The organism is Microcoleus sp. BROC3, from assembly GCF_036702515.1.
GTDB lineage: Bacteria > Cyanobacteriota > Cyanobacteriia > Cyanobacteriales > Microcoleaceae > Microcoleus.
Genome location: NZ_JAUBTQ010000016.1, coordinates 52020 through 73318 on the forward strand (window position 1 = coordinate 52020; position 21299 = coordinate 73318).

Consider the following 21299-nt stretch of genomic DNA (forward strand, 5'->3'; position numbering starts at 1 on the left):
AACACTGCTTGTTCAGGAGTGGAAAATTCGCGATTTGGGGGTGGGTGGAAATAAATATGGCGCGAGACATGATTCCTCGATCGCCCAAATCTAAGTTCTCAACCCAAAATATAAGTAAATGCTGAGCATAATTGCTGATTGACAAATGCTTCCCTAGGTTAAGTTGTCACCAATGTTCTACAGAGAGGATTGATTAGCAATAGAATTGATCGGAAATAGAAATACTTGGCGATACATCCGAATAATTAAGGGAAAGAGTGTCGCAAGGGATACATATATCGCAGATTGAAAGCCTAATGGTCGCGCTAATGAACGTTTTTTTCAGTACCCAAATAGGAAAAAAGGAAAACCTTGCGATCGCACCATTGGACAGAAGTTCTAGAATAAAAGCTGAAATGCACGAGCCAACATGAGCAAATTCCCACCAGAGAAAACCCAACCGCCACACCAAGAGAGCACAACAGCACAGGTATTGCGACAGGCTCACTTCGACGCTTTTTTTGCAGGTGCCAACGCCGGAATGCTGATTTTTGACCGCCAACTCCGGTATGTCCAAATTAACGAAGTTCTGGCCCAGATGAATGGCGTTTGTGTGGCAGACCATATTGGTAGGTCAGTGCGTGAAGTGCTGCCAGAATTGGCTCCGACTGTGGAACCAATTCTGCAAGGCATTCTGGATACAGGCAAGCCCGTTCTCGACTCTGAATTAGTGGGTGAAACGCCGAAACAACCGGGCATCGTCCGCTACTGGCAAGCATCTTACTATCCTTTGCTGGATGAAAATGGCAGGGTTTTTGGTCTTGGTGGCATTGTAATTGAAATTACCGATCGCAAGCGGGCAGAACAAAAGCAGGCACGACTGACGGCAATTTTAGAAGCAACTTCCGACTTAGTAGGAGTTTGTGATGCGGCTGGGCATAGCGTCTATCTCAACCAAGCCGGACAGGAAATGCTGGGGATGTCCCTAGAGGAAGCACGATCGCCGTTTACTATAGATTCTGTATTAGCTCCCTCGGCAAAAGCAAAGTTCCACAACGAAATAATTCCCACCGCCTTGCGAGAGGGTAGTTGGGCTGGTGAAATCCTATTTTTGTCACGCGATGGGGAAGAAATTCCAGTCTCCCAGGTTTTAATCGTCCACAAAACCGAAGCGGGTGAAGTCGAGTTTATTTCCACTATTGTGCGGGATATTCGCCAACAGCAGGCTGCGCTGCGCGATCGCAAAAAAGCAGAGGAAGAAAGGCAATTGCTCGCTACAACGATCGAGAATAGCCGTGACTTTGTTGGCGTTGCATCAATGGATGGTCGCCCTATACTCGTGAATCAAGCTGGTCTGGATTTGGTGGGACTCAGTAGTTTGGACGAGGCTAGAACCAAACACATGACCGACTTCTTTATGGCAGAAGATTTGGACTTGGTACAGCAGTCTATTCTGCCTGCAGTAATGGAAGAGGGAAGTTGGCGGAGTGATTTCCGCTTCAGACATTTCCAGACAGGTCAACCCATCCTGGTAGATTACACCCTATTTTTGATTAGACATCCAGAGACTAATGAACCGGTAGGGATTGCCACTATTACGCGCGATATTCGCGATCGCAAAAACGCAGAAGATGTCCTCAAACAAAGTGAAGAAAGATTTCGTTCTTTGATGGAAGCCACCGCTCAAATTATTTGGATCTGCAATGCGGACGGCGAAATGGCGATCGAGCAACCTACTTGGAGTGCATTTACAGGACAGACCTTTGATAATTACAAGGGATGGGGCTGGCTAGACACGATCCACTCAGACGATCGCTCCTATATTGCCACTGCCTGGTCAACTGCTGTTGCCAATCGATCGCTCTATGAAGTTGAATTTCGTATGCGTCGCTATGACGGAGAATATCGCTACATGAGTTGTCGTGGTGTACCAATTCTGAAGGCGGATGGTTCAATTCGGGAATGGGTTGGTGCTAATACAGATATTACCGATGGCAAACAAGCTGAAGAAGCTTTGCGCCAACAGCAAGCTGCGCTGCGCGATCGCAACGTCTTGCTGAGCTCTATTTTGGAAAGTACGCCAGACATAATTGTGGTTAAAGACCGGGAAGGCCGATATGTTGCCCTTAATTCCGAGGTGGCAAACTTCTTCTTTGACGGTAAACCCATAGAGGAGATTGTGGGTAAAGATGATTCGGAACTGATGCCCCCTGTGGCAGCCGTTCCAATAATGGCAAAAGACCGCGAGATTATGGAAGCCGGCACTACTGAAACCTACGAAGAAGAAATTTCTAATGGTGAGACCAGCAATTATTTTTTAACCACAAAAGCCGCTTGGCGGGACGCTCAGGGCAATATTATCGGCCTGATCGCCATAGCACGAAACATTAACGATCGCAAACAAGCTGAAGAAGCTCTGCGCCAACAGCAAGCTGCGCTGCGCGATCGCAACGTCTTGCTGAGCTCTATTTTGGAAAGTACGCCAGACATAATTGTGGTTAAAGACCGGGAAGGCCGATATGTTGCCCTTAATTCCGACGTGGCAAAATCCTTTTACGGTAGACCCATTGAGGAAATTATCGGTAAAGATGATTCGGAACTCCTTCCCCCTGCTGCCGCGGTTGCAATAATGGCAAAAGACCGCCAGATCATGGAAGCAGGCACTACTGAAAGCTACGAAGAAGATGTTTCTAATGGTAAGGGCATCACTTCTTTTTTAACCACAAAAGCCCCTTGGCGGGACGCTCAGGGCAATATTCTCGGTCTGATCGCCATAGCACGAAACATTGGCGATCGCAAACAAATGGAAGCAGAGTTGCGCGATCGCAATGCACTGCTCAACTCTATTTTGGAAAGTACACCAGACTTCATTTTCGTTAAAGATCGGGAAGGGCGTTATGTTGCCGTTAACTCCAATGTGGCAAACTTCCTGGGCAAGTCAATTGAAGAAATCATCGACAAAGATGATTGGGAATTACTACCGCATGAGAGTGTCCGTGCTATGGCAAAAGATCGCCAAGTCATGGCAGCAGGAATCGCTGAGACTTACGAGGAAGAGGTCTCTCAGGGTGAGACCACCGCGACCTTTTTCACTACCAAGACTCCTTGGCGGGATGCTAAGGGCAATATCCTCGGCATTATCGCCATATCACGAGATATTAGCGATCGCAAACAAGCCGAGCAAACGCTCCGTCAAACCCTAGAAATACTCGACTTAGCAAGCGATAGTATCATTATTCGAGATATGGATGACCGCATCATCTACTGGAACCAAGGTGCAGAAAAGCTCTATGGTTGGACAAAAGCCGAAGTAGTCGGGGAGTACATTCACACATTCTTGCAAACAGTCTTCCCTCAACCGTTAGAAACCGTAACTGCAGAGTTTCTCCAGCAGGGAAGTTGGGAAGCAGAACTGCACCATACCACCCGTGACGGTCGGGATATTATTGTGGCAAGTCGCTGGACATTACAGCGCGATGGGGAAGGAAAGCCGATTGCCCAACTCGAAATTAATAATGACATTAGCGATCGCAAACAAGCCGAAGATGCTATCAAACAAAGCGAAGGACGCTATCGTTCGCTAATCGCTGCTACGTCCCAACTTGTCTGGACAGCGGATGCTGAAGGAAGATGCGTGGATCAGCCGGGTTGGAGAGCTTACACCGGACAAACCGAAGCTGAGATGGCTGATGGTTTTGGCTGGTTAGATGCAATTCACCCGGACGATCGCGAACGAACGGCTCAGGTGTGGATGGAAGCAGTGCAAACGAAAACCCTGTATGACGTACAATATCGAATCCGGGGAGCGGATGGAAACTATCGTTATTTTCAACTAAGAGGGGTACCAATTCTGGATGAAGATGGCAGCCTCCAGGAGTGGATTGGCACTTGTAGCGATATCCACGATCGCAAACAAGCGGAAGATGCTCTCAAACAAAGCGAAGAACGCTATCGTTCGCTAATCGCTGCCACGTCCCAAATTGTCTGGATATCCGATGCTGAAGGAAGATGCCCGGATCTACCGAGTTGGAGAGCTTACACCGGACAAACCGTAGACGAAGTGGTTGGTTTTGGCTGGTTAGATGCAATTCACCCGGACGAGCGCGAACGAACGGCTCAGGTGTGGATGGAAGCAGCGCAAACGAGAAGCGTGTATGACATACAGTATCGAATGCGCGCAGCGGATGGAAACTATCGTTATTTTCAAGTTAGAGGGGTACCCATTCTGAATGAAGATGGCAGCGTCCGGGAGTGGGTTGGCACTTGCACCGATATCCACGATCGCAAACAAGCCGAAGATGCTATCAAACAAAGCGAAGAACGCTATCGTTCCCTAATCCTTGCCATCTCCCAAATTGTCTGGACAACGGATGCTGAAGGAAGATGCCAGGATTCACCGAGTATGAGAGCTTACACCGGACAAACGGAAGCTGAGGGGGTTGGTTTTGGCTGGTTAGATACAATCCACCCGGACGATCGTGAACGAACAGTTCAGGTGTGGATGGAAGCAGTGCAAACGAGAAGCATGTTTGAGATGGAATATCGAATGCGCGGAACGGATGGAAACTATCGTTATTTCCAAGCTAGAGGGGTGCCACTTCTGGATGAAGATGGCAGCCTCCGGGAGTGGGTTGGCACTTGTATCGATATCCACGATCGCAAACAAACAGAACTCGTACAGGCCAAAGCTAGAGAAGCCGCAGAAGCAGCTAGTCGGGCCAAAAGTGAATTCCTTGCCAACATGAGCCACGAATTGCGGACTCCGCTTAATGGCATCATGGGGTACGCGCAGATTCTTCAGCGTTCCAAAGTCTTGAATGAAGAAGAGCGATCGCGCATTGATGTCATTTATCAGTGCGGTTCCCATTTACTAACGTTAATCAATGATATTCTCGATTTGTCGAAGATTGAAGCACAGAAAGTGGAACTAATGCCCACCGATTTTCATTTCCCGGCGTTCCTGCAAGGTGTAGCAGAAATGTGTCGCATCCGAGCTGAAATTAAGGGAATTCACTTTCATTTTCCTTCAAGCCCCGAACTGCCGATCGGTATTCGTGCGGATGAAAAACGCTTGCGACAAGTGTTATTTAATCTTTTGAGCAACGCTATTAAATTTACGGATGAGGGCCGTGTTACTTTTATAGTCAGTTTTGCAACAGAAGGAAAAATTCGCTTTGAAATACGCGATACAGGTACCGGCATTGCCCAAGAGCAACTCCAAGCTATCTTTCAGCCCTTCGAGCAGGTAGGCGATCGCAGGCGGCAGACGGAAGGTACGGGATTGGGACTGGCAATTAGCCAAAGGATTGTAGAACTAATGGGCAGTACCATTCAGGTTCAAAGTGAGATGAATGTTGGCAGTATTTTCTGGTTTGATGTTAGTCTGCCTCAAGCCGATGAATGGGTGAAAACGTCTCAAATCGACCATCACGGGCAGATTATCGGCATCAAACACCGCCAACCTAAGATTGTGGTTATTGATGACAAATGGGCTAACCGTTCGGTAATTAACAATTTGCTCAGTCCGATCGGCTTTGAGGTGTTTGAAGCGAACGATGGGCAGGAAGGCTGGGAAAAAATTCTAGAGGTGCAGCCCGATTTAATTGTTACCGACTTATTAATGCCCGAACTAGATGGCTTCGAGGTAATTAAGCGGGTTCGAGAATCGGAAAATTTCAAAGACATCATCATTATTGTGTCTTCGGCCAGCGTATTTGAAACCGATCAATACAGAAGTTTAGAAGCAGGAGGCAACACCTTTATTCCCAAACCTATTCAGGCAACAGAGCTCCTGCAAAAATTACAACAGTATCTTGATTTGGAATGGGTTTATGAAGCTAATGAAGAGCCACAGGCGAGATCCTCAGACACCGATGAGCTAATTGCCCCGCCTGCTACAGAAATGGAAATGCTATACGAGCTGGCTATGAAAGGAAATTTCCTAGAAATAGTTAAGCAGGCGGTATTACTGGAAGAAATAGATCCCCAATACATTCCCTTTGCTAAAAGATTGCATCAGATGGCAAAGGACTTTCAAGACGAAGAGATTTTAACGTTTATTGAGTCCTACAAGTAAGGTTTATGAATTCAGAAATTCAAGCAAATGGTACGATTCTTATAGTTGATGACAATTCAGCTAACTTGGGTGTCTTATCTGATGCCTTAAGCCAAGAAGGATTTGAAGTTCGGGTTGCGAAATCGGGAAAAATGGCACTAGAGCGAGTTAAATATGCTCTACCAGATCTAATCTTACTAGATGTCATGATGCCAGAAATTGATGGATTTGAAACCTGTCGTCGATTACAGGCTAATCCAGAAACTAAACAGATTCCCATTATATTTATGACTGCTCTCTCGGATACCGCGAATAAAGTTGAGGGGTTTAAGCTTGGGGCGGTAGATTATATTACCAAACCCTTTCAACAAGAGGAAGTATTAGCTCGCGTCAAGCTGCATTTAAAGCTTCATGTTCTAGCTGAGAAATTAGAGGAAAAAAATACGTTATTGGAGCAAAAAATTATAGAAGTCAGTCAAGCCTATGATGATTTGCAACAAATGCAAATTAAGTTAATCCAAAGCGAGAAAATGTCTGGTTTAGGGCAAATGGCTGCTGGCATTGCTCATGAAATTAATAACCCGATAAATTTCATCTCTGGCAATCTGGGTTATGCCCAAGAGTACGCTCATAACTTACTAAAAATTATACACCTCTATCAAGAAGATTATGTAAATCCTACCCCTCGGATTCAAGGAGCAATGGATGAAATAGAACTAGAATTTGTGGAGGAAGATTTTATCAAAGTTCTCAACTCAATTAACTTAGGAACGCAGCGCATCCAAGAGATTGTCAAGTCTATGCGAATCTTTTCTCGCCTGGATGAGGCAGACGTGAAAGCAGTAAATATTCATGAAGGAATTGATAGTACACTCACCATCCTACATCATCGTTTTAAAGCAAAACCAGAGCATCCTGAGATTGAAGTAGTAAAAAATTACGGTCAGCTTCCACCAGTAGAATGCCATGCCGGACAACTCAATCAAGTGTTCATGAATATTCTTTCCAATGCCATTGATGCTTTGGAGGAATCTAATCAGCAGCGTTCGTTTGCAGAAATCAAAAAAGACCCGAACCGCATTCAGATTTGTACAAAATTAATTGACGATAATTGGGTGGCTATTTATATTAGTGACAACGGTCGGGGAGTTGGCGAAAGCATTGAACCGAAGCTATTTGACCCCTTTTTTACTACCAAACCTATCGGTAAAGGAACTGGATTGGGGTTATCTATCAGTTACCAAATTATCGTTGAAAAGCATGGGGGCAGATTATACTGCCAGCCTGTATCAGGAAAGGGAATAGAATTCGTCATTGAAATTCCAATTCGGCCACAAGTTTGTCAATCTGCTTAGTTTCCGGGTACAAGGTCTCTTTGGTTATCAATAGCTACCGTTAGGAATGCTGTGACTTTTTCTGCGGAAACAGAAGATGGCTATTTAGTGACTAATTCTGTCACAGATCGCGCAACGGCTGAAGGGATAGTAACAACTGATTCTCAACATAAACATCCTCATAACTTTGGCGGTTGCTATATATTTTATAGATTGGTTCGCGGCTAACCAGAAAGCATGGAGGTATTTGCTGCATATAAAGCGAGGTTGGGCTTTATTAGGTCTTAAACTTTGTTTAAGTCCCGTTAGTTCCAAGTTGGACAAGAAAGAACTTCAGTCCATACTACGAACTTTTGAGACGCTGAAGTCCCTACTACGAACTTTTGTTAATTTCTCGCTGACAGCGGGGACGACAAGGTGTTCCTGTGCAAATAAAGCCTGCAGGCATATTTTTAAAGACGCTGCTGCGAGCTCCGATTAAAGCGTTAGCACCGATTTCGACACCAGGGCCAATGAAGCAGTCGGCGGCAATCCAAACGCCGTTATTAATAGTAACAGATGCTGTTATTAAGCCAAAGGCTGGGTCTTGGGAGTCATGAGTGCCGGTGCAGAGGTAACTTTTTTGAGAAATGACGCAGTGTTTGCCGATCGCAATTCGATCGAGACTGTACAATACAACATCATCTCCGATCCAACTGTAATCTCCGATTTCAATTTTCCAGGGATAGGTAAAACGAGCCGTGGGACGAACGATCGCACCGCGACCTATTTTCGCTCCAAATAACCGCAGCAGCCCCCTTCTGATGCCGTTAAAAGGGTGTGGAGTGAGAGGAAATCCGATCGCCTGGACGAACCACCAAAGCAAAATTACCCAACTAGGCTTTCCTCGATCAAACTTTGATTGATCGTAGCGGCGCAAATCGACTAAAGATTCGCCTGTCAAAGTATTGGCGTGATTGTCGCTAATTTGGCGATCTTTTCTTCCCGAATTTGGGGAATTTGCGCTCAAATTTTCCGGATCTTGGTGGGGATTTGGTATATAATCGGTCATTGATAGTTAATTTAATGTTTAATTTAAAATCGAGTTTAACCTTAAGGACTGCTGCATGACATTTCTAGTTAGGGACAATTTTGACTCGGAAAACGCCAAGGATATCGCACAATGCGAGAATATAAATCCCAGAATTGGCAAAGTGCGACTTTTACAAACAGCCTTGGTACTGCTTAGCAGCTTTTTTGTAGCAGAGTTAATCGCCGCACTTAATTCTCATAGTTTGTCCCTATTAGCAGATGCGGGTCACGTCTTTTCAGATGTAGCAGCTTTAGCAATAACTTTGACAGCGACTTGGTACTCCTCAGTCAAACGCAAAAGTAAATCGGTAGATTGTACGATCGCACAATCGCCAATCCCTGAACGAGGAGAAATCATTGCTGCTTTAATTAATAGTATCAGTTTAGTGGCGATCGCCCTGTGGATTGCTGCTGAGTCGATCGCCCGTTTGCTGTCCCCAACTCCCGAAGTAGAAGGGCTCCCGATGTTAATTACCGCAATTGTCGGTTTAAGCATCAACTCGATCAACGCTTGCTGCTTGCATTCTTGCTGTCACGGCGACTTGAACCTCAAAAGCGCCTTTCTGCACGCAGTTGCCGACATATTTTCGTCGGTTGGAGTAATTTTAGCTGCGATCGCCGTCGCGTGGCTGCACTGGAATTGGGCTGACGGCTTGATTAGCTTGCTAGTCTCTGCATCAATTATTTTATTAACTCTACCATTGCTAATCGAAAGCATCCAATTGCTGCTGGGAAAAGTATCAGCAATATCCGCAATTCAACAGCCTTGTGATTGCGAAAAAGTGAGCCCAGAAAAATTGCTTTTTCCATCACTAGAAGAACTTATTAAATGAAAATCTCTCAAGCCACTCGGTATGGGCTGGCTTTCCTAATTCCCAACTACCAATTCCTAATTCCCAATTCCCCCCTCCCTCCAAAATATTAAGGCAATTTAACTTCTGTCTCTTGACTGATAACTACTGGCGGCGACAGAGGCGGTTGAGATTCGGCCACATTCAACTGACCGCCACAACAACGCAACTCATAAAGTTTTGCATTAATTTGATACTCATATTGACTCAATAACCTTGCATAAATATAGCCAGCTTTTCCATCCAAAAAGCCTAACTGAATGAAGTAAAATAAAATAAATCTGAGCATTGGTTTAAAAGGCAGCCACACCCAAACTTTTTTGAGAAATCGTTTCCGCTGTACGGCATCTCCAAATAGGTGAGCGCCAATAGTGCCGCTGTCGTCGCGCCCTTCAATAATATTGTAATAAACGCGAGCTTCCCAATTAGAATACCGGTTGTGCCGTTCTATCCAGTGAAATAAATCGCGATAATCTTCGTGGATCATATCATTTTTTAAGTAGCCGACTTGACCGGCTAAAATGACGTGTTCGTGAACTTCGTTGTCGCCAGTATTGGGAACTGATTCAGTGCCGAGGTTTTCGTAACGTCCTTTTTGATGCTTGAACAAACGCAAATTCCAGTCGGGATATCTGCCGCCGTAACGCAGCCACTGGCCTAAAAAGAAGACTTTGCGGTTGAGGTAGTAGCCGTCAAAATTGGGGTCTTCGATCGCCTGGGCGATTTCGTCCCAAAGTTCCGGCGGAATGCGCTCGTCGCAATCGACAATTAATACCCATTCGTTGCGAAAGGGCAGATTGTCCAAAGACCAATTTTTCTTTTTCGGCCAGCGGTTGTCGAAGTAAAACTGCACTACTTTTGCGCCGCTGCTGATGGCAATTTCTACCGTGCGATCGCTGCTTTGGGAATCAACCATGAAAACTTCATCCGCCCTGGCAATGCTGGCCAGACACGCAGGTAGATTAAGTTCTTCGTCTTTTGCCGGAATGAGAACTGAAACCGGAATCTTGGATGAACTAGATGTCATAATCGAGTGCTTGAACCTGAATGCGGTCGAGTTTTGGTGGATGAAATGCGATCGGCACAGCCGCGCCGACGACTTTAGCAGCGAGGGATATTGCCTATAGCCTAATGCCTGCTGGTCGATTTCGGTGCAAAAATCAGGCCGCGGACGGCTGCGCTCAAATAACCGATTTGACCCCAAGCAAAAACGAAATTTTCAAAGCGCAGCCCCGGATCTCTAATGTATTTAAAAGACTTGTAGACACCCCTCAATATTTTTTCACCCCCCCGCCAAAGCTGAGCAATACCGGCTCGATCGGACAATTGTTCGCGATAACACTCGCTGATGCCTTGCCACCACCCGCGGTCTAGGAACCAAGCTTTGTTGAGCCGTTCTGTGGCGACATGGTGAAGCACCTGGGCCTCGGGCAGATAAACTACTTGCCAACCTAGCTCTAATGCTAATTCTGTGGCGCGCAATTCTTCATTTGACAGCAACTTTTTGCCGACTCTACCGAGTTTGACATCGAAGCCGCCAATTTGTTCGAGAAAAGCGCGCCGGATCGAGTAGTTTACACCCCTGGGAGTCAAACCGGCAGCAGTCACGTACAGGCAAGTGTCGCCTAAATCGTATGATCCCAAGTTCTGGGCTAATCCCGGTGACAGCCATTCGGGCGGGCTGACTCCCGAAGGCCAGAGCAAATTGACTTTGCCACCAGCTACGGCGAGTTTTTGATTGCTTTGATAAGCGCTGTGCAGCACCCTGAGCCAATTCGGCTCAGCAATAGCGTCGTCGTCGAGATAAGCTAATATTTGACTGCGAGCTTCCTTTGCGCCGGTGTTCCGCGCCACTGACAGACCGATTTCAGGCTCCCAGACGTACTTGAGGCGGCGATCGCCCTGTCTTGCTTCTACCACCTCGCGGGTGCGCGAAATCGAACTTTCGGGGCTTGCATAATCGCTAGAAGCGTTATCCACTACTACTACTTCAAAGTAGTCGGGAAAATCCTGTACCAGCAAGCTGTCGATCGCTGCACCTAGATAGGTGTGACGATTGTGGGTGCAAATTATCGCTGATATCTGAGGGTCTGGCATAAATAACAGCTTGGGAAATACTGGGGTTCGCGATCGACTTACTCTGATATTGTCTCATCAATGCTATTATCGCTTAAAAAGCATTTGGTAGTTGGCAGTTTAAATGATAATTGGTAATTGGTAATTGGTAATTGTGTTTAATCCTTTGTATCTGACTAATGACTGCTGACTAATAACTAATGACTAACTCAGAACCCACCACATCTAGACAATTAATCTTAGTAACTGGGCCTGCCCGAAGTGGCAAAAGTGAATGGGCCGAAACTCTGGCGGCGGGTTCGGGAAAACAAATAATCTATGTGGCTACCAGTCGCGTTGATGAAACGGATTTGGAGTGGCTTCGTCGCCTCGATCGGCACCGAAATCGCCGTCCTGTTGATTGGACAACTCTAGAAGTGCCGATCGAATTATCGGCAGTTGTGCGGGCCAGCCAGCCCTCAGATTGCTTGTTGATTGATTCCCTGGGAACTTGGACGGCAAATCTTTTGGAACAAGAAGCTGCTGTTTGGGCGGCTGCGCAGCAAGATTTGCTAGCCTGTTTGAAGTCGGCGGCGGCTGATGTAATTTTGGTAGGGGAAGAAACCGGATGGGGTGTTGTGCCTGCTTATCCGGCGGGGCGGCTGTTTCGCGATCGCCTCGGCACTCTCGTGCGCCACATCGGGGCGATCGCCGATAATGTTTATCTCGCCACCGGAGGTTACGCCTTGGATCTAAGGGCTCTGGGTACCCCGCTGCCGCCCGTAGCGAAAAATTAACAGCCGGAGTCGCGATCGACAAGACAGAAAACATCTCGGTTTTCCGATGGACAATTTTAACTAAAAATTAGGTATAATTTTAACTAAGATTGAAAACACAAGAGTCACATAAATTAGTCAAAAAACATACTCCCTAGGGGGAACAACCCAACAATTTGACATGAGGAATAGCCAAATTTTGAAATTATGTAAAAGCTAAAATGTCTCTTAAGAAAGAGTGCTAATTTCAAATTAAAAGTCTAAAATAATCAATTAGTTGAAGGGTAGACTAAAAGTTATGGCATCAGATAGTGAAGTAAGAAAATATATTGCTTACTGGTTTCAGTTAGGCAAAAAAGTATTAATTCGCAACGGTTCCGAAGCGCTGCTGCCCAAATCGGTAAATGCCGGCGATCGCTACAGCCAGGAATTTGAAGACTGCTGGCAAAAAATCATCTCCCGCGACAGCGGAGACTGTTACCTCGAAGGCACAAACGAAACAATTGCCCAACTGCTGACACCCGGTTGGGAAATCAGTCCCTGCGCGCGCTGCGCTATGCCTGTAGTGTTCCAACAAACCGGAATGCCCCCGGAGTTCTGTCCCTGTAACGACTTACCGAACTGGCCCGATACGGAAATGCCCCAACCTCGATCGCCCGTCAGCAGCCAATCGCAACTCTCAGGCATTCGCGATCGACTCAAAAGATCCAGCAGCGGCGAGTAAGTATATAAGAAGGAAGAAGGGTCTTCTTCCTTAAATTGTTACAATATATTTACAATGCTTCACACTAGGTCTGATTTATGAATGTCAAGACAGTATCGCCAGCCTCCCCGCAAACTTATGTAAATTCAGGGACTCAGGCTGTACTCGGCAATTTCCAAGATGCAAATACAATTCCCCTGCAAGCAGTACCAGTATCACTAGAGACCGAGGTCGTAACGGACGATCGGCTCAAATCAGCCAGAGACATAGCTTTCGAGTTGGCAGGAGATGCTGTTCGGTACGATCCAGTGGCGATCGCAGCCCTGTACCGAAATCGACCTCTACAAGTCTGGGGAAGGCTGTCGAGCGTTGTTTGGACATTTTTTAGCTTTGCCTTCAGTGTGTGGTTCGACGGCAAAACAGGTCGTACCGCCACCAACCAAAAGCGTCGCGCCGTCCGACTGCGAGAAATTCTGGCCCAACTCGGCCCAGCTTTCATCAAAATCGGACAAGCACTCTCAACACGGCCTGACTTAGTACCGCCAGTATATTTAGAAGAACTAACAACGCTGCAAGACCAATTGCCAGCATTTCCGAACGAAGTAGCATATCAATTCATCCAAGAAGAATTGGGAGCCCACCCCAAAGACATCTACGCAGAAATCACCCCCGATCCGATCGCCGCAGCATCTCTCGGACAAGTCTACAAAGGCAAACTCAAAACCGGGGAAACAGTCGCAATCAAAGTCCAGCGACCGGGTTTAGCCGAGAACATCGGCTTAGATATCTACATCCTGCGGCGCGTTGCAGTTTGGGCGCAAAACAACTTCAAAATAATTCGCAGTGACCTCGCAAGCATTATGGACGAGTTGGGCGAGCGCATTTACGAAGAAATGGACTACACCCACGAAGGACAAAATGCCGAACGGTTTGCCCAACTATACGGCCACATCAAAGACATTTACGTTCCCAGCATCTACTGGGAATATACCCGCCGCCGCGTCTTAACAATGGAGTGGATCACCGGCATCAAACTTACGAATTTAGAAGCCGTTAAAGCTCAAGGAATCGATGCTCCTTACTTAATTGAAGTGGGGGTGCAGTGCTCTCTCAGACAACTTCTCGAACACGGTTTCTTTCACGCAGACCCTCACCCCGGCAATCTTTTGGCGACTCTGGACGGTCAGTTGGCTTATCTCGATTTCGGGATGATGAGCGAAGTTAAACCTTATCAGCGATACGGCTTGTTGGAAGCTGTGGTGCATTTGGTGAACCGCGACTTTGAAGGTTTAGCAAAAGATTATGTCAAGTTGGAGTTTTTAACTCCCGACACCGATTTGACGCCAATTATTCCAGCTTTGGCGGGCGTATTTAACAATGCTTTGGGTGCTAGTGTTGCCGAACTCAATTTCAAAAGCATTACTGACGAGCTTTCGGCGGTAATGTACGAATATCCTTTCCGGGTTCCAGCTTACTATGCTTTGATTATTCGATCGCTCGTCACGTTAGAAGGGATTGCCATCAACGTTGACCCCGAATTCAAAGTGTTGAGCAAAGCTTATCCTTACGTTGCAAAACGGCTGTTGAGCGACCCCGCACCGGAATTGAGAGCATCCCTGCAAGATTTGCTGTTCAAACAAGGCGAATTCCGCTGGAACCGCTTAGAAAACTTGCTCAACAATGCCCGCGAGAGCGAGGATTACGATGTGAGCAAAATCTTGAACCAAGCTTTAGAATATTTATTTTCCGAAAGAGGAGATTTCATTCGCGATCGTATTGTCCTGGAATTAGTCAAAAGCCTTGACACACTTTCGAGCAATGCTTTTGCTAACGCCAAAGCAGTCGTCGGCGAATGGTTTGGAGTCAAGGCAAATCAACCTGTTGTTTCACCAACTGAACAAAAAAACTTAGAACACATCAAGCGGATTTGGGATATTTTGCAATCAACTCCAGGTTTTGACACGATGAAAGTATTGCAGCTACTTCCGCAGTTGTTGGTGAAACCGGAAGTGCAGAATATGGGGCAGAAAGTAGTCGGCGGTTTAGCTCAAAGAGCAGTTGCTAGGGTTATTCGCGAGTTTTTGCTTTCGCAGGAACCGGATGCGATTCCCGTGAAGGGAAGCTATCCTAAAACTTCGCCTCAGTTGTCTTTACCGGCTGCGAAGTAGTGGGATTGGGCGTTTTTTTGACCGCAGATATTAGCAGATAAACACAGATGAACGCAGATGAAATTTCGTCTGCGTTCTTTTAATTAAGCTTGAATCCTTTAGCGGCTAATTGCTGGCGGAGACTCTGAATCATTACGCGATCGAGAGTATTTTCGCCACTATTGGTACTAGATTTCCGCTGTTGTTCAATATATGCTGTACGCTTTTGAGATAAGTCGCGAATTGTCTTTTTAATCGCCTCTCTTTCGGTTTTCTTTCCAGCTACATATGCTCTTTTTTCTGTTAGCGTCATCCCTCGCATGATTTCTGGTAAATTATCATCTGATATTGCCTCTAGTTTAACTGTGCCGTTTTCGAGAGCATCCAGCAAGTCCCAAGAAGCATTATCATAGTATTCAGAAGCTTTGGACGCACTACGCGAAGCAAAATTGGCGCCAGAATTACTATCTTCAACAGCCTGACGTTGTTGTCCTATTCTTCCTTCTCTACCGTAGGGAATGTAGGTTTGATTGAGTTTAGTATTCCAAATATAAATTTCGTCGTCGTAAGGGGACTTAATTACCACAGTTTGTTGGTTTTGATTAATGTTGAAGCTACTGCCTTTTGCTAAATTAGCTCCTGATACCCAAAGTTGTCGCTCCTGACTTTCGGCTGAACCACAGTAAATTGTATTAACGAGGGTATCTCCTTTGACAGCGAGATTGACAGATTGATTCCAAACTATTGGGCCTTGATCGAATGGTTCATTACCCGCAATAAAAATCACGCGAAAATCTTCCTGATTTTTACTCCAGTTTAATTCTTGCATTGCTGAACGAATTACCCAGCCAGCATATTCTTGACCGCCGTTGGTTTTGATACTAAATAGCTTTTCGGAAACTAAATCTAATTCAGGAGTAAATCCAGTTAATAATCTGACAAAACCTTCCGAGGAAGGTAAGCTGTCATTACCATAATGGTAAAGGGCAACTTCTAACTCGGGCACTTCGCCATCTTTGGTTACTTTAGTTAAAAAATTAACAATTTGCCAAAGTTGAGTACGAGTTTGGTCAATCAGTCCATCCATGCTATTACTAGAATCTAAAAGGATGGCTATCTGAATTTTTGCTTTGGCGAAAGCTGCTGTGGGAGAACACAAGATAGTTAGGGTTAAAGCTGTAGTGAATAAAATTCTAGTTAGTTTCTGCATGGAATTTCCCCTAGGAAATTATTTTTTACCCAATTATAGTCATTGGTAATTTAGATTTAGTTCCTGATGTCAAGTAACTTGTAACAATATTTTACATTTGGGTTCGATTCATTACAGGACTTACCAAGTGCGATCGAAGAAACCGGGTTTTTACCGAATTTGTGGACTGCAACGAAGTATTTTCCTAAAAACCCGGTTTCTGGTCATTCATGGGTAACTCAGACCAAAGAAACCGGGTTTTTTACCAAATCTGCGGACTGCATCGAGGTAATTTACGTAAGTTTACAAAATCATGTCACTTTTTATCACCGACAGGGCGATCCGGGTGGTTTATTTGTTGAGTTAAGGTAGAGTAGAAGGCCTTCAGATTGTTCAAAGTTAAACCGCAGATGTTCCGGATTAGTCGATCGGAAAGAGTATTCTACTGTAGCTGCGGTACAATTATAAGTTATGCGGTTAGTTTATCGGTGGGGGTGCAGTCGAAAGCTCACTTGTAAATTCCGCAGTATGAAGTTGCCACAAGATTGTTTGTGGATACGAAAAATCATCTATGAATTGCGATTATCAGCCGAGTTTTATAGCTATGGTTGATCGTATAGTGCAAAGTGTGGTGTGGTCTTGTATGAATAGAAATTCACATCGAAAAATTAATCAAGATGAGCGATTGAGTATCAATTCGAGTCTTTCCTCTTCTTTGAGAAAAAAATACTCGATTACTATCATTGTCTTACTCATATTAAGCGTACTCAACATTTCTTTTAAATTGGATAAAGTTAACAGCAATATTTGGAGCTTTTCATTTGAATTAAAGGTTACATCGGTAACTTTAGTTCTTCTCTTTCTTTTTTGGCTTCCTATTTTACTTCCTTGGATTCTTTCTCAAGTTCCGCAAGTGCAAGGTTCTTTAAATTGGTTACGTGAACAAGGCATTGAGGAAATTGAGACTAATCTACTGAGAATTAAACTAAAATACGGTGTTCAAGAAGCATCAGAAAAATACGAAGAAAAAATATCAGATATTGGGGCTATAAATCTAACATCTCAGGAAACGCAGCAGCAGCTTGAGGGACGCTATCGAAATGCCATAGCTTTAGTTGATGCTGCGAGCGATATAGATTCAACGGAAGCATTGAAGCGGATAGATCAATTGGCTGGCTATTACGATAGGGTTAGAGATGAAATGCCCTTTGGACATAACCGTACAAGATTAATGCACGAAATTTCCTCAACAATGTGGACTTTAATTCCTAAAGTTATAAATTTTCCTGTTCATGAAAGACTCAATAGCTACAAGGGGGGAGAGCGTTTGTCTGCTTACAAGCACATTGAGTGGAACACATCAACTGATTATATAAATTTGTTAGTTTCTAGAGCAGTTGGTATTCTGGAGAGGCCCTACACTCAATACAGTGCTTTATTGGCACTCAGAAGAGTGGTAACAAACAATCAATTTGCTCCCAGTCAATCAGCAGAAATCATAGATATTTTGAACTGGTCAGCAAATCTTGATTATATAAAGCCAGATCGCCGAGAATTAATGATTGAAATTGCTTCCCTACTAAAAACAAAGGCATAAAGCCTGCTAGTTCCGCCGCATAACAACTCGCTTGCACCCGACCGAATCAACGTCATCGGGTTAGGCACGAAAGGTTATTGGCAGCCTCTGAACAGCAACGTTAGAACGAGCGACGCACCATACCATGGATCGCGACAATAGCTAACCCGGATTTGGTATGACAAACCGCAAAAACTGCAAAAAACCCGGTTTCTTCAAGAAACCGGGTTTTTATCGATTCGATCGCCCTCAACCACATCTACAATTACTACAAGGTAGAAGTGCCACTTAAATCGCTACTTGTTGGTAGCTGAATGGGACTCGGATTCGCATTGAGTAAAAGGTCAGCTTCCTTACCAGAAGTATTAGCAGTAAGAGTGAGCGCACCACTAACACTCGCGGCTTGCAAAAGAAGAATTGGCTGAGTTTGAGCGCTGGTTAGAGATGTTAACAAGCTGTTAGAGTCGTAGATGAGAATGTCATCATCGATGCCGCTAAAGCTGTTCATCATTGGAATTGAACCGCCGTTTAGCAAGATGTCATTGGGGATAGTATTGGCAGAATTCAGTGTCAAACTACCTGGATTAGTTGCTGCTGTTGACGGTTGTAAGCTGAGATTTGCGGGCGGGGGAGTCGTGTTATTGGGCTGACTAACAGCAAAAACCGCAAAAAACCGGGTTTTTTTGGTTTGGATGCGTCCAGGACGATAGGATTTAAGGGCGATCGACCTTACAGCCTTAAGGATGTCGCCACTTTAGCGCTGATGACGCAGTTCTATCGCAATTTGGCATCGCAGCCAATTAAAGCTGAAGCGCTCAGAAAAGCTCAACTGGCAATGATCCACAAACAAATTGTAGTAAAAGATGGTCAATTGCGGGGAACTCAAGGCGCGATCGACCTTACTCAATCGGCACAAGTACCAAATGCAGATTTCTCACACCCGAAGTTTTGGGCCGGATTCACAATAATTGGCAGTCTTTGGTAAATTAATTGGAGATTTGATATTCACGAGTGGTAAGGTTTAAGGCTAGACGCACCCTACATTGACTGGCGGGATTTTGCAAAAAGTAAATGTATCCCTGACGACTATCTTTTTGTGTCATAAATTTGCTATGAATAGCAAAACTAAACACTAGCGGGGCAAAACCTGTGGGCAAGTTTGATAAAATATTCAATTCAGAAGACAAATCCGAAGCAAGCTTAACTTTAGAAGAATCCGTAGCAGCGGTAGCACTTGTCGCAGCGGAGGCAAATTCCCCTGACACGGATGCTGATATCTTAGAAAGCATACTTTGGGAATCAGAAATATTTGCTGAATACTCGGAAGATGATATGTCAGCAATGTTTCAAAGACTCGCCGGTATTGTTGCCCAAGACGGTTTAGGAGCATTATTTAATACTGCTTGGGAATCCATGCCAGATGAGTTAGTGTTGGATACTTTTGCAATAACTGCAGCAATGTTTGTTGCAGATGGGGAAATATCCCAGAAGCACGAGGCTTTCCTCCAAGAATTCCAGCAAGCATTAGGTGTGGAAGACGAGGAAGCTGCGGAAATTATTGAGGATGTAATTGCTGCTTACTCGGAAGTAGAGGGCGAAGAGTCTGATTTCGATGCGGCATGGTACGTGTCTCCTGAAGGCAATTTTAGCGTTCCCGTTCCAGTTGACGATCAACGAGGCGGTAAAATTGATGATCAAGAAGGCTGTGTCGCATTTTCAGACGACTTTGGCGTTTTGCTGAAAATTGATTATTTCCCTGTTGGTGGTGAAGTTGAAGAAACCATCGACTCGGTTGGCGAGGAAGCTTATCTCAAGTCTTTTCTCGACAATTTTGTTTCTCAGGCAATTCTTGCTAATGTTCCCAATTCTAAGTTACTCCACGCAGAATATTTAGAAGATGAAGAAGCTTATTTCGTGGTTTTAGATTTGCCTGCTGGTGCAACTCTCAGCGTGCAGAAAAACGAGGGCCCTCTGACTCGGTTGGACGCTTACCGGGGACTTATGGCTTTTATTGCTGACGATTTTTGCTACACCGTAAGCTGTCAGCGAATTTATCAGGAAGGGGATGAATTGGGTTCCCTGGAGTCTGAAGTTGAGGGAATTATGAACAAGATTTTTGAGTTTATTGAGACAATCGAATTCGGGCCGATCGAATAAAGAGGACTTGTTTAAACGGGCTAAAAACCTGATTTCTTTCTAGATGTCTCGCTGCTCAACCCTATATTTTCAGAGAAACCGGGTTTTTTTTGCCAACTATTCTTAGGATATGATATCGTGTCCGGTCGATTGACCAAAATCCAACTGGTGGGTAGTGAAGACTTGAGTTTTCATTACTTGCCCGATCGCGGTTATTTTACCGCATTGCTAGATATTAGAGGTTTTTTACGATCAAAGAGTGCGATCGACAACAGGCTTTTTTGACCCATTCTCGATCGCACTTCCAGATACATTCAGTCAACCACAGTCGAGATACAGCAGCAATTAGCCGCCATTTTCGACTAATTAGTAGTCTGAGCTTCCACCAATCTTTGCTTGAGTTCTTCCAGAGCACTCGCCCAGCGCGGATCTGGCTGCACCGAGCCGGAATCAGCGCTCGACACCGTTGTTGCTGACTGATTGCGGCGAGACTTGTTGTTGTCACCCCGACGGCGATTGCTTTTGCTGGAACCGCCTCCACCTTGGGTAGGAGGAGCCGAAGCAGAGCGCTGCTGTTGCTGCGGCGCAGGCACAGGCATAGGCACAGACGCCGATGCCGACACCAACTGCGGTGACTGCGGCGACTGCTGCTGATCGTCTTCGCCCTTCTCAGATTTACCCTTAGAACGGGGCAGTGCCTTTTCTATTTTCAGGGGGTTTTCTTTGAACATCAAGCCGTTGTATTTCTCAATAACTTGGTCGGCTTGTTCGTCGGTTAGCACCGTTACAAAACCGAAGCCTCTGCATTTACCAGTTTTGCGGTCTGTAATTACCTTTGTGGTAACAGATTCGCCCTCCGGTGCAAAAACTTCTTGCAATTCTTGGCGATCGAGTTCCTTCGGTAGATTGCCAACATAAAGACGAATAGACATGAAAAATTCCTCCCGACTTGGATTTTAATTAATTTGCTCGAACAGAATTACCTGAAGTCAACTGAATATTGACTTCAGGCAAACACCACATAACCCGAGAATTGGCGCATTCCTCCCACCAACCTTGACAGCTCCCCCCATCTTTTAGAACAAAAAGATGATTTACTCTGATAAGGCCGGAACTTAACCGCCGATGCAGAGAGCTTTTAAATCTCAGGTTGTTGTGTAAACTTTTAGTCATCACTCAAATGTTTAGGCTATTGGCTATTCTGTATTACTTGCTTCCGGTTTTGATTCAGAATGTTTATAGCCAGCGCCGTCTAGAAATTTATGTCCAAGGATGTCAATTGCAAGCGATCGGAATGCCAGTATTCAGTTTAATACAGTGATGGATAAAATGGCTAACCTTTTTTCAGCCAGTAATCTTACCTCGTTCCTAATCTCGCTCCTAATGCTGAGAACTACTCACTTACCTGGTATCCCTTAAATCGGGCC

At 45.2% G+C, this 21299-nt stretch carries 16 protein-coding genes; 10 read left to right on the forward strand and 6 right to left on the reverse strand.

Going from position 1 to position 21299, the window contains the following annotated elements:
• Window positions 1-409: 409 nt before the first annotated feature.
• Both QUB30_RS12605 and QUB30_RS12610 read left to right on the forward strand, forming a co-directional pair.
• The gene (locus QUB30_RS12605; protein ID WP_333333646.1) at window positions 410-6055 is read left to right on the forward strand and encodes a PAS domain S-box protein; all 5646 of its coding nucleotides are present in this window, start codon (window positions 410-412) and stop codon (window positions 6053-6055) included.
• Between the two features lie 5 nt (window positions 6056-6060).
• Window positions 6061-7389 carry a response regulator gene (locus QUB30_RS12610; RefSeq protein ID WP_333333648.1) on the forward strand — a complete coding sequence of 443 codons (1329 nt, stop codon included), beginning with the start codon at window positions 6061-6063 and terminating at the stop codon, window positions 7387-7389.
• 352 nt (window positions 7390-7741) lie between these two features.
• Here QUB30_RS12610 and hpsU read toward each other — a convergent pair whose 3' ends face one another.
• Entirely contained in the window at window positions 7742-8419 is a 678-nt protein-coding gene (gene hpsU, locus QUB30_RS12615) for a hormogonium polysaccharide biosynthesis acetyltransferase HpsU (RefSeq protein WP_333333650.1), read from the reverse strand.
• Between the two features lie 55 nt (window positions 8420-8474).
• Between hpsU and QUB30_RS12620 the strand changes: the two genes are divergently transcribed.
• The gene (locus QUB30_RS12620) at window positions 8475-9272 is read left to right on the forward strand and encodes a cation diffusion facilitator family transporter (protein WP_333333652.1); all 798 of its coding nucleotides are present in this window, start codon (window positions 8475-8477) and stop codon (window positions 9270-9272) included.
• 88 nt (window positions 9273-9360) lie between these two features.
• Here the strand turns inward: QUB30_RS12620 and QUB30_RS12625 are convergent, their stop codons facing one another.
• Entirely contained in the window at window positions 9361-10296 is a 936-nt protein-coding gene (locus tag QUB30_RS12625; RefSeq protein ID WP_333333744.1) for a glycosyltransferase family 2 protein, read from the reverse strand.
• On the opposite strand from QUB30_RS12625, the gene QUB30_RS12630 reads away from it, so the two are divergent.
• On the forward strand, window positions 10205-10417 hold the full coding sequence (locus QUB30_RS12630) for a hypothetical protein (protein ID WP_333264788.1): 213 nt from the start codon (window positions 10205-10207) through the stop codon (window positions 10415-10417). The genes QUB30_RS12625 and QUB30_RS12630 overlap by 92 nt on opposite strands.
• Window position 10418: 1 nt before the next feature.
• On the opposite strand, the gene QUB30_RS12635 is transcribed toward QUB30_RS12630, so the two are convergent.
• The gene (locus tag QUB30_RS12635; protein WP_333333654.1) at window positions 10419-11387 is read right to left on the reverse strand and encodes a glycosyltransferase family 2 protein; all 969 of its coding nucleotides are present in this window, start codon (window positions 11385-11387) and stop codon (window positions 10419-10421) included.
• Between the two features lie 179 nt (window positions 11388-11566).
• Between QUB30_RS12635 and cobU the strand changes: the two genes are divergently transcribed.
• The 3 genes from cobU to QUB30_RS12650 all read left to right on the forward strand — a co-directional run bounded on the left by cobU (window position 11567) and on the right by QUB30_RS12650 (window position 14992).
• Window positions 11567-12142 carry a bifunctional adenosylcobinamide kinase/adenosylcobinamide-phosphate guanylyltransferase gene (cobU, locus tag QUB30_RS12640; protein ID WP_333333656.1) on the forward strand — a complete coding sequence of 192 codons (576 nt, stop codon included), beginning with the start codon at window positions 11567-11569 and terminating at the stop codon, window positions 12140-12142.
• Between the two features lie 277 nt (window positions 12143-12419).
• Window positions 12420-12845, forward strand: a complete 426-nt coding sequence (locus QUB30_RS12645) for a hypothetical protein (protein ID WP_333333658.1) — start codon at window positions 12420-12422, stop codon at window positions 12843-12845.
• A 77-nt stretch (window positions 12846-12922) separates the two neighbouring features.
• Window positions 12923-14992, forward strand: a complete 2070-nt coding sequence (locus QUB30_RS12650; RefSeq protein WP_333333660.1) for an AarF/ABC1/UbiB kinase family protein — start codon at window positions 12923-12925, stop codon at window positions 14990-14992.
• Between the two features lie 79 nt (window positions 14993-15071).
• Here the strand turns inward: QUB30_RS12650 and QUB30_RS12655 are convergent, their stop codons facing one another.
• On the reverse strand, window positions 15072-16181 hold the full coding sequence (locus tag QUB30_RS12655; protein ID WP_333333662.1) for a hypothetical protein: 1110 nt from the start codon (window positions 16179-16181) through the stop codon (window positions 15072-15074).
• A gap of 550 nt (window positions 16182-16731) precedes the next feature.
• On the opposite strand from QUB30_RS12655, the gene QUB30_RS12660 reads away from it, so the two are divergent.
• The gene (locus tag QUB30_RS12660; protein WP_333333664.1) at window positions 16732-17757 is read left to right on the forward strand and encodes a hypothetical protein; all 1026 of its coding nucleotides are present in this window, start codon (window positions 16732-16734) and stop codon (window positions 17755-17757) included.
• A gap of 247 nt (window positions 17758-18004) precedes the next feature.
• Here the strand turns inward: QUB30_RS12660 and QUB30_RS12665 are convergent, their stop codons facing one another.
• On the reverse strand, window positions 18005-18310 hold the full coding sequence (locus tag QUB30_RS12665) for a hypothetical protein (RefSeq protein WP_333333666.1): 306 nt from the start codon (window positions 18308-18310) through the stop codon (window positions 18005-18007).
• 114 nt (window positions 18311-18424) lie between these two features.
• Between QUB30_RS12665 and QUB30_RS12670 the strand changes: the two genes are divergently transcribed.
• Together QUB30_RS12670 and QUB30_RS12675 are read left to right on the forward strand one after the other, a co-directional pair.
• The gene (locus QUB30_RS12670; protein ID WP_333333668.1) at window positions 18425-18721 is read left to right on the forward strand and encodes a CHAT domain-containing protein; all 297 of its coding nucleotides are present in this window, start codon (window positions 18425-18427) and stop codon (window positions 18719-18721) included.
• 164 nt (window positions 18722-18885) lie between these two features.
• Window positions 18886-19893 carry a tellurite resistance TerB family protein gene (locus tag QUB30_RS12675; RefSeq protein ID WP_333333670.1) on the forward strand — a complete coding sequence of 336 codons (1008 nt, stop codon included), beginning with the start codon at window positions 18886-18888 and terminating at the stop codon, window positions 19891-19893.
• Between the two features lie 341 nt (window positions 19894-20234).
• Here QUB30_RS12675 and QUB30_RS12680 read toward each other — a convergent pair whose 3' ends face one another.
• Window positions 20235-20804 carry an RNA recognition motif domain-containing protein gene (locus QUB30_RS12680; RefSeq protein ID WP_006633606.1) on the reverse strand — a complete coding sequence of 190 codons (570 nt, stop codon included), beginning with the start codon at window positions 20802-20804 and terminating at the stop codon, window positions 20235-20237.
• Window positions 20805-21299 lie beyond the last annotated feature (495 nt).